The sequence below is a fragment of the Streptomyces sp. PT12 genome (assembly GCF_003311645.1).
Taxonomy (GTDB): domain Bacteria; phylum Actinomycetota; class Actinomycetes; order Streptomycetales; family Streptomycetaceae; genus Streptomyces.
This window is the reverse complement of the sequence record NZ_QEST01000248.1, coordinates 1-1,593: the sequence shown is the minus strand read 5'-3', so window position 1 is coordinate 1,593 and position 1,593 is coordinate 1. Positions and strand designations below refer to the sequence as shown.

Sequence of the window (1,593 nt, the reverse complement as noted above, 5' to 3'; positions counted from 1 at the left end):
GGGTGCCTCTATGTCTTTCGTCAAGTCCGGGATGCGTAGTTCATGGATTGGTGTCTGGTTTGTGTTTGGCTTGGGTGGGTGGCCGTCGTATCGGGCATTGAGGGTGTGGTGTCGGGTCACGCTGCGGTGGTTTCTTCGGGGAGGCGGGGTTCGTAGAAGGCGCCGTCGCGGAGCATGGCGAAGATGACGCTGATGCGGTGGCGGGCGAGGCGGAGGAGGGCTTGGGTGTGGGTCTTGCCGCGGTCTCGTTGCCGGTCGTAGTAGGTGCGGGAGGCGGGGTCGTGCAGGGCGGCGAAGGCGGACAGGAACATGGCGCGTTTGAGCTGCCGGTTTCCCGTGCGCGGGGCGTGTTCCCCGTGGATGGAGGACCCGGAGGATTTCGTTGCCGGGGCGAGTCCGGCGTAGGAGGCCAGGTGGGCGGCGGTCGGGAACGAGGTGCCGTCGCCGACGGTCACCAGCAGGACGGCGGCGGTCCTGACCCCGACTCCCGGCATCGAGGTCAGGACCTTGGAAAGAGGGTGGGCCTCCAGCAGCTTGCTGATCCGTGCTTCCAGGGCCCGGCGTTGTTCGTGGACGGCGGTCAGCGACCGGGCGAGGGAGGGCACGATGACGTCGAGTGTGCTGGTGCCGGGGACGACGACGGTCTGTTCGTCGAGCGCGTCGAAGATGTCATCGACCAGGCGCTCGGCCATGCGCGGAGCCATAGGCCGCATCAGGCTGACCAGCTGACGCCGGCCGGCCTTGCGCAGGGCGGCCGGGGAACCGAAGCGCTCCAGCAGCAGGGTGACGGCCGGGTGGTCCAGGCGGGGGCCTAGGACCCGTTCCAGGCTGGGGTGGAACTGGGTGAGCAGGCCGCGCAGCCGGTTGCTGGAGCGAGTGGCCTCCCCGGTCAGATCTTCGTCGAAGCCGACCAGCATGGTCAGCTGGGCGGCGGTCTCATCGGCGAGGCTGAGGGCGCGCAGGGTGTGGGGCATGGTGCGGGCGGCGTCCGCGATGACGCGGGCATCCTTCGCGTCGGTCTTGGCCTCGCCGGGATAGAGGTCGGCAATCCTGCGCATCGCCAGCCCGGGCAGGTAGGCGACGTGACAGCCGGCGTCCCGCGCGACCGTCAGCGGCAGGGCGCCGATTGAGGCGGGCTGGTCGACGATGACCAGCACCGGCCCGAACTTGGAGCGCAGTTTGTCGAAGAGCGCCCGGAGTTTCGGCTCGCTGTTCGGCAGGCGCTTGTCGTAGACGGTCTTGCCCGCCGGCGTCATGGCGTGGCCGTGATGCTCGCCCTTGCCGACATCCAGGCCGAGGAAGACCGCGATGTCACCGGTGTCCAGCACCGCACCCCCCGAGGGTGGTCCGTGATCAGTCCCGGCCTCGTGCCGTTGCACCGTACGCGCGCATCCACGTTACGCAGACCTGCCACCCGAAGCGGTCCGGCATTGCGCCGGGCCAAGGTAGCCGTCAGGCCTCTCATCAGCGGTCAGACGGTGCTCCGGGCCACGGTGACACCACCCCCCAGGTCATACCCTCGACAGGGGGCAACAGTCATGCCGGGCCCGGAGGCCAGGAGCCCCGTTTCAGGGCCACGAAAAAGGTAACGGG

1 protein-coding gene is annotated in these 1,593 nt (G+C 68.9%); it reads right to left on the bottom strand.

Annotated features, from left to right (window positions below):
* Positions 1 to 116: 116 nt before the first annotated feature.
* A complete protein-coding gene (locus tag DEH69_RS26985; protein ID WP_113689607.1) occupies positions 117 to 1,328 on the bottom strand; it encodes an IS110 family transposase in 1,212 nt (403 codons plus the stop codon).
* Between the last annotated feature and the right edge of the window lie 265 nt (positions 1,329 to 1,593).